This is a genomic window from Pseudoduganella sp. GW821-FHT05F09, assembly GCF_059419605.1.
Genome location: NZ_JBWKSD010000009.1, coordinates 313,453 through 320,179 on the forward strand (window position 1 = coordinate 313,453; position 6,727 = coordinate 320,179).

Annotated in this window: 7 protein-coding genes and 1 pseudogene; 4 read left to right on the forward strand and 4 right to left on the reverse strand. The window is 67.8% G+C overall.

Annotated features, from left to right (window positions below; translation table 11 throughout):
* Positions 1–2 precede the first annotated feature (2 nt).
* Positions 3–1,100 (forward strand): N-acetylglucosamine-6-phosphate deacetylase, encoded by a 1,098-nt coding sequence (locus AC07S4_RS26285; protein WP_494989410.1) that lies wholly within the window; start codon positions 3–5, stop codon positions 1,098–1,100.
* Positions 1,101–1,114: 14 nt separating this feature from the next.
* Positions 1,115–3,004, forward strand: a complete 1,890-nt coding sequence (locus AC07S4_RS26290; protein ID WP_494989411.1) for an MFS transporter — start codon at positions 1,115–1,117, stop codon at positions 3,002–3,004.
* Positions 3,005–3,008: 4 nt separating this feature from the next.
* Here the strand turns inward: AC07S4_RS26290 and AC07S4_RS26295 are convergent, their stop codons facing one another.
* Genes AC07S4_RS26295 through AC07S4_RS26305 form a run of 3 tightly spaced genes read right to left on the reverse strand, consistent with a single transcriptional unit; the run spans position 3,009 to position 4,353 of the window.
* Positions 3,009–3,728: a DUF4386 domain-containing protein gene (locus AC07S4_RS26295; protein ID WP_494989412.1), complete on the reverse strand. Its 720-nt coding sequence runs from the start codon at positions 3,726–3,728 to the stop codon at positions 3,009–3,011.
* Between the two features lie 26 nt (positions 3,729–3,754).
* On the reverse strand, positions 3,755–4,012 hold the full coding sequence (locus AC07S4_RS26300; RefSeq protein WP_494989413.1) for a hypothetical protein: 258 nt from the start codon (positions 4,010–4,012) through the stop codon (positions 3,755–3,757).
* Between the two features lie 8 nt (positions 4,013–4,020).
* Positions 4,021–4,353 (reverse strand): ArsR/SmtB family transcription factor, encoded by a 333-nt coding sequence (locus tag AC07S4_RS26305; protein WP_161074091.1) that lies wholly within the window; start codon positions 4,351–4,353, stop codon positions 4,021–4,023.
* Positions 4,354–4,492: 139 nt separating this feature from the next.
* On the opposite strand from AC07S4_RS26305, the gene AC07S4_RS26310 reads away from it, so the two are divergent.
* Positions 4,493–5,512 (forward strand): FUSC family protein, encoded by a 1,020-nt coding sequence (locus AC07S4_RS26310; RefSeq protein WP_494989414.1) that lies wholly within the window; start codon positions 4,493–4,495, stop codon positions 5,510–5,512.
* Positions 5,509–6,435 carry a LysR family transcriptional regulator gene (locus AC07S4_RS26315; protein ID WP_494989415.1) on the forward strand — a complete coding sequence of 309 codons (927 nt, stop codon included), beginning with the start codon at positions 5,509–5,511 and terminating at the stop codon, positions 6,433–6,435. The genes AC07S4_RS26310 and AC07S4_RS26315 overlap by 4 nt, the downstream gene beginning before the upstream one ends.
* Before the next feature lie 10 nt (positions 6,436–6,445).
* On the opposite strand, the pseudogene AC07S4_RS26320 reads toward AC07S4_RS26315, so the two are convergent.
* Positions 6,446–6,703, reverse strand: a pseudogene (locus tag AC07S4_RS26320) (hypothetical protein); the annotation flags it as partial.
* Positions 6,704–6,727 lie beyond the last annotated feature (24 nt).

The following is a 6,727-nucleotide window of genomic DNA, read 5'->3' on the forward strand; positions in this document are numbered from 1 at the left end:
GCGTGCTACACGGCAGAATACTTACTCCCACCGGTTGGATCACAGGCAGCATAGGCTACGGCCAGCGCATCCAGCAGATACAGGAAGATCCTGCCGCAAGCCACAGCGGCCTGACGATACTACCCGGCTTCGTGGACCTGCACGTGCACGGCGCCGCCGGCGTCGACATCATGCAGGGCGGCGACGCCGGCGCCACCGTGGCGCGCACGCACGCCCGCCACGGCACCACCTCGCTGCTGGGCACCACCCTCACCGCCAAGGAACCGTCGATACGGCGCGCCCTGGCCGGCCTGGCCGGCGTGATCGCCGAGCGCCCTGCGGGCGGCGCCCGCATGCTGGGCGTGCATCTCGAAGGCCCTTTCCTCAATCTGCAGCGCCTGGGCGCGCAGCCGCCGGACGTGATGACGGCCAGCCTGGAACTGGTGCAAAGCCTGCACGCCGTCGCGCCCATCCGCGTGCTCACGCTGGCGCCGGAAGTGGACGGCCATCTCGCATTGATCCCGCAGCTGAAAGCCATGGGCATCCGCGTGCAGATCGGCCACAGCGCCGGCAGCTACGAGGACGGCGTGGCCGCGCTGGAAGCGGGCGTGGCGGGCTTTACGCACCTGTTCAACGGCATGACCGGCATGGACCACTACAACCCCGGCATGGTGGGCGCCGCGCTGGCGCACGCCGAATACGCCGAAGTGATACCGGACCTGATGCATGTCACCCCGGGCGCCATGCAAAGCGCGCTGCGCTGCATACCGCGCCTGTATGGCGTGACCGACGCCACCAGCGCCACCGGCATGCCGGACGGCGAATACGCGCTCGGCACGCAGCGCGTATTCAAATGCATGGGCTGCGTGCGCCTGGCCACCGGCTCGCTGGCCGGCAGCGTGCTGACCATGGACCAGGCGCTGCGCAACTTCGTCGGCCTGGGCCTGGACCTGGCCGACGCCTCCAACCGCCTGTCGCTTTACCCGGCCGACTACCTCGGCGAATCCGAACGCGGACGCCTGGCGCCCGGCGCGTGGGCCGACATGGTGGTGCTCAACGCCGAACTGCAGCCGGTCGCCGTCTACGTCGAAGGCGAAGCCATCGACCTTACTTCCAACTAGAACACGGAGCCACCATGTCCAGCATGTCCGCCAGCCCGAAGCCGTCCCCCGTCCGCGCCAAGCGCTTCATGCTGTTCATTGCCGGCATGGGAGGCCTGCTGTACGGGATCGACGTCGGCATCATCGCCGGCGCGCTGCCCTATCTGGAATCGACCGCCTCGCTGGCGTGGAAGCTCAGCGCGCAGCAGCTCAGCTTTATCGTGGCGGCGGTGCTGCTGGGCTCCGTGCTGTCCTCGCTGTTCGCCGGCGCGCTGGCGGACCTGATAGGGCGGCGCTGGGCCATGGCCTTGTCCGGCGTGCTGTTCACGCTCAGCATCCCGCTGATCGCGCTGGCCGACGGCTACACGCCGCTGCTGCTCGGGCGCCTGCTGCAAGGCGTGAGCGGCGGCTTGATCGGCGTGGTGGTGCCGCTGTATCTGGCCGAATGCCTGCACGCCTCGCAGCGCGGACGCGGCGCGGCCCTGTTCCAGCTGCTGCTGACCATAGGCCTGGTGGCCGCCGCCGTGATCGGCCTGGCGCAGGCGCACGCGGTGGACGGCGTCACCGCCGCCGCGCAAGCGCTGCCCGAAGCCGAGCGCGCCGCCACCGTGTTCGCCGCCAAGGACCACGCCTGGCGCAGCATCTTCTGGATGTGTCTCACGCCCGGCCTGGTGTTCACCGCCGGCGCGCTGCTGCTGGCCGAATCGCCGCGCTGGCTGGCCCGCCGCGGCCGCGCCGAAGCCGCCCTCGCCTCCCTGCTGCGCACCCGTCCCGCCGCCGAAGCGCAGGCCGAACTGCAGGACATCCTGCAGGCGCAATCGGCCAGCGCTGCGGGCCCAGGCGGCCCCGCCGCCGCGCCCTCCACCGCCGCCCGCGCCGCTGCAGATCCCCTGCTCAGCCGCCGCTACATGCTGCCCTTCCTGCTGGCCTGCCTGGTGCTTGCGCTCACGCAGGCGACCGGCATCAACTCCATCCTGGCCTACGTGGTCAACATACTGAACCAGGCCGGCCTGCCCGGCGCCACCGCCAACATGGCCGACGTGGGTTTGAAAGTAGTGAACGCGGTGATGACGGTGGTGGCCGTGGTGCTGGTCGACCGCAAGGGCCGCAAATTCCTGCTCATGCTGGGCAGCGGCGGCATCGTCGTCGCCCTGCTGGCAGCCGGCCTGCTGTTCCGCAGCGCCGAAGCCGGCCAGCGCGACGTGCGCCCCGCAGTGGAAGCCCGCATCCAGTCCAACACGCTCGCCCTGCGCCTCGACAGCGCCACCCTGCACACCCTCTCCACCTCCAGCCAAGCTGAGCCGCATTCGGGGTCAGACCCCGAATGCGGCTCAGCTCGCCTGTGTCCACCGGAGCAACTGGTGGTGGCCTACGCCTACGGGCCCTTCACCAATGTGCAGACCCGCCGCAGCGACGACGCCGCGCTGCCCGAGCTACGTATGAGCCGCGAGGATACCGTGCAGCCGGACAGCGTGATCGGCGCCTTCTTCCGCCGCCTGCACTTGAATCCCTTCGCCGATCCGGCCGATGCCGTCAACGCGCCGCTGCGCATAGAAAAGGCCTATCTGGCGCAAGTGCCGCCCGCCGCCCACGGCTGGCAGGTGGCGCTGGCCATCTTCCTGTTCGTGGCCAGCTTCGCCGTCGGCCCGGGCGTGTGCGTGTGGCTGGCGCTGTCCGAGCTGATGCCCACGCGCATACGCTCGAACGGCATGAGCATCGCCCTGCTGATCAACCAGTTTGTGTCGACGGTGATAGCGGCCGTGTTCCTGCCGACCGTGGGCCAGCACGGCTACGCCACCATGTTCTTCTACGGCGCCGGCTGTGCGGTGCTGTACTTCCTCACCGCCGCCTTCCTGCTGCCGGAAACCAAAGGCAAAACGCTGGAAGCGATCGAAGCACACTTCGACCGCAGGCGCGCCGCCTGAGCGCTCAGCGCTGCGCCGGCTGCCCGGCGCCTTTGATCAACAGCCACAGGCAAAACGCGCTCTCGCCGACCAGCGCGGGCAGCAGTATGGCGGGGAACAGCATGCTGGCCAGCGCGGGGCTGAGCACCATGCTGAAACTGTTGACCAGGTAGCACACCCCCGCCAGCTGCATCAGCACGCCGATAGCTTTGGGGATATAGCCGGACTTCCAGATCAGGTAGCCGACGATCAGGATTTCAACGCCGAAGAAAATCAGCGCCAGGCCAAACGCCTGCGCGTGCGACAGCACCGTCAGGTAGGCCATGACGTGCAGCTGCGGCAGGTCGTCCGGCTTCAGGTACTTGGCCATGGCCAGCGTGTCGAGCATGGACTGCAGCTGCAGCGCGCTCACGCTTTCCACCGCCAGCGAGGTGATCGCAAACAGCACCGCGAGCAGGCTCAGATTCTTGCTCACGGGCCGCAGCAGCACGTAAAAAATCCACGTCAGCGCCACCGCGCACACCAGCAGCAGCATCTGTCCCGCCACGCCCAGGCGCCACAGCCACTCCGACTCCTGGATGCGGCGCACGGTGGCGGCGGGATCGCCGCCCACCACCAGCGTGCCGCGTATCAGCGCCTCGCCCAGCAGGCCGATGACGATAATAATCAGGTACAGCACGCCGCCCAGCCGTGCATAGGTTTGCAGCGCTGCGCGCGGCGGTTGAATCAGACTGCTGCCATCCATGCTTGCTCCCGGTGAGAGACTGCGGATTATTCGACTTGCTTGAGGATTTTTTCGACCGAGGCCACGCTGCCGGACAGCTTGGCCAGCTCCGCCTGCATGGCGGCCAGCGTGGCCTGGTGCGCAGCCTGCGCCTGCACCGCCTTTTCCGCCAGCGCGCTGTAGGCCGCGTCGCTGTCGGCGCGGGCGCGGGCGGCGAGAGCCGCCGAGAAGTACTTCATGCCGAAGATCAGCACGGCCGCGCCTAGCGGCAGGCAGATTGTCAACAGATATATGCTTTCAGACATAACCACCTCTACTGTTCGTTGGGGACTTGTAGCGTCTTCGCCATCTCCGCGATGGAGGCGGGCGAGAGTTCGATTAAAAAGCTGCTGGGCTCAAAATAGTTGAGGGCCTTGCCGTCGTGCGACAACTCCATCTGGCTGACGACCAGGCCCGCGTCCTCCAGCTTCTGCAAGTGCAGATGCAGCAAGGGACGGCTGATGCCCAGCTCGCGCGCCAGCTGGCTCACGTAATTGCGCCCGCCGCTCACCAGCGCCGCAATAATGCGCAGCCGGTGCGGATTGGCCAGCGCTGCCAGCACCGCCAGCAGTTGGTCGCCATTCAGGGATTGTTTTTTTGCGCTCACGTGTCAACAATATCTTACACATGACAGCAGGTCAAGCGCATTGTGAATTCCGTGCATAACCTTCTTGAACAATGGTCGCTTCCGGCCCGCGAGGGCGCGTGGCATGCTGCCGCATTGTCAGACCGCCGGGGAAATAGCCATGCTGCGCCATATCTTCAACACCGTCTCCACCGCCTTCCTGGCCATGGCCATCGCCGTGCGGCTGGGGCTCCCCGCGCCGCAGATCGCCATGGTGTGCGTGTTCATCGTGATGCAGCCGCAGGCGCGGCAGGTCTTCGCCAAGGGCTATCATCGCATGCTGGGCACCATTGGCGGCGCGCTCGCGGCATGGGCGATGGCCGCGCTGTTTTCGCAATCACCGGCGTACTTCCTGGCTGCGGCCGGCGTCTGGGTGGCCCTGCTCACCGCAGTCGCCGCCTTCCACAGCCAGCTGACAGCCTATTCCTTCCTGCTGACGGGCTATACGCCGATCTTGATCGTCATTCCCATGGCGCTGGACGCAGGCCGCATCGGCGCCAGCGCCGCCAGCCGCTTGGCCGAGGTAGCGCTGGGCATCGTCTGCGCAAGCGCGGTGGCCTTCGCCAGCAGCCGCTGGCCCGGCAAAGGCACTCAGCCGGCCCCGCAGCCCGCCGCCCCTGCGCTGCCCGCACACGCAGCCCGCGCCTCCCTGGCCGGCCTGCATCCCGCCATCGCGATGGCGGCCATGGGCACGCTCTGGCTGGCCACCTCCTGGCGCGGCGGACCGATGGCAACGCTGAACGCCACGGTCAACTGCGCGCTGGTGGCGCTGGCCGCGCAGCCGGTGCGCGCGGCCTTGCAGATGACCTGGGGCACACTGCTCGCCGTCGCCGCAGGCCTTGCGCTGCAGCTCAGCTACCCGCATCTGCCAGTGTCCCCCTACCTGCTGTATGCGCCCGCCCTCGCCCTCGGAGCATGGATGACGGGCAGGCCGGAATCGCTGGCGCAAGGCCTGGGCTACAGCATCACCTTGTGCATGCTCGGCTACCCCGGCGGCAGCCTGGTCGGCGGCGGTGGTGCGGGGGACGGCGGGGGCGGACAATTCCTGTACGACGCGGCCGGCCTCGCCCTTTCGGTGCTCGTACAGACCGCAGTCTGTGCGGTACTATGGCCACTACGCCAACGTACCGTGCCAACATGAATATCGATCGCATCGATCTGAACCTGCTGCGCGTCTTCAACATCGTCTACGAAGAGCGCAACCTGCAGCGCGCCTCGCGGCGGCTCAACCTGAGCCACTCCGCCATCAGCCACGCGCTCGGGCGGCTGCGCGAAGCGCTGGGCGACGAACTGTTTGTGCGCACCGCCGGCGGCATGCAGCCCACCGCCCGCGCGCAGGCCATGGCCGCGCCGCTGCGCCATGCGCTGCAGCAGATCGGCGGCGCGCTGGGCAACGAACCCTTTGCTCCCGCCACCGCGCAGCGCGACTTCGTCATTGCCGCCACCGACTACGTCACCCTCCTGCTGCTGGACCGTTTGAGCGCGCAGTTGCAGGAGCTGGCCCCGCTGGCCAACCTGGTCATCCGCCCATCCACGCGCATCGACCTGGCCGGCCAGCTCGACCTGGGCCGCATCGACGTGGCCATAGGCGTGTTCGCCGACATCCCGCCGCGCTTTGGCGCCATGCCGCTGTGGACCCAGACCGACACCCTGTCCATGCGCCCCGGCCACCCGCTGGCAGGCCACGCCGTCACGGCCGAAGACCTGGCGAGCTATCCGCTGATTGCCGTCTCGCTGGGCGGCGCCGAAGAAGGCGCGGTGGACGGCTTCCTGTCCGAGCGCGGCCTGGCGCGCGAATCGGACATGTTCGACCGCGCCGCGCTGCCCGAAACGGCGCGGCTGCGCATGCTGGTGCCGCATTCGCTGGCCGTGCCCTCCCTGCTGCGCTCCAGCGACATGCTGGCCGTACTGCCCTCGTCCCTCAGCCGGATGTTCGCCGAGCGCGAAGGCCTGCCCTCCGCCCCGCTGCCCTACCCCGTCCGCAGCCGGCAAATGCAAGCCATCTGGCACAGCCGCAGCGACAGCGATCCCGCCCTGGCCTGGTTGCGCACCCGGCTAATCTGAAAGCCCCGGCCGGCTTGACCATCAATGCGTCCGCCCTTTCCGCCTCATCGGCAAGCGACTCACGCATTGCATCGCGACGATTCATCGGGTCCTCGGCAGCCAGTTTGCGCTCCGGAATCCTGATCACCCCAGGCATGGACCTTCCGGTAAGCCTGCTCAAAATTAACTCTGAGGGTGTTTTTGAAGTGCATTGGACGACACGCCGAGCAGCAGCACTGAACCGGCCCGGAAATCTGGGAGGCTCCAATCTTTGAGAGAATGGAGCCATGAACAAGAAATCGACACGATATTC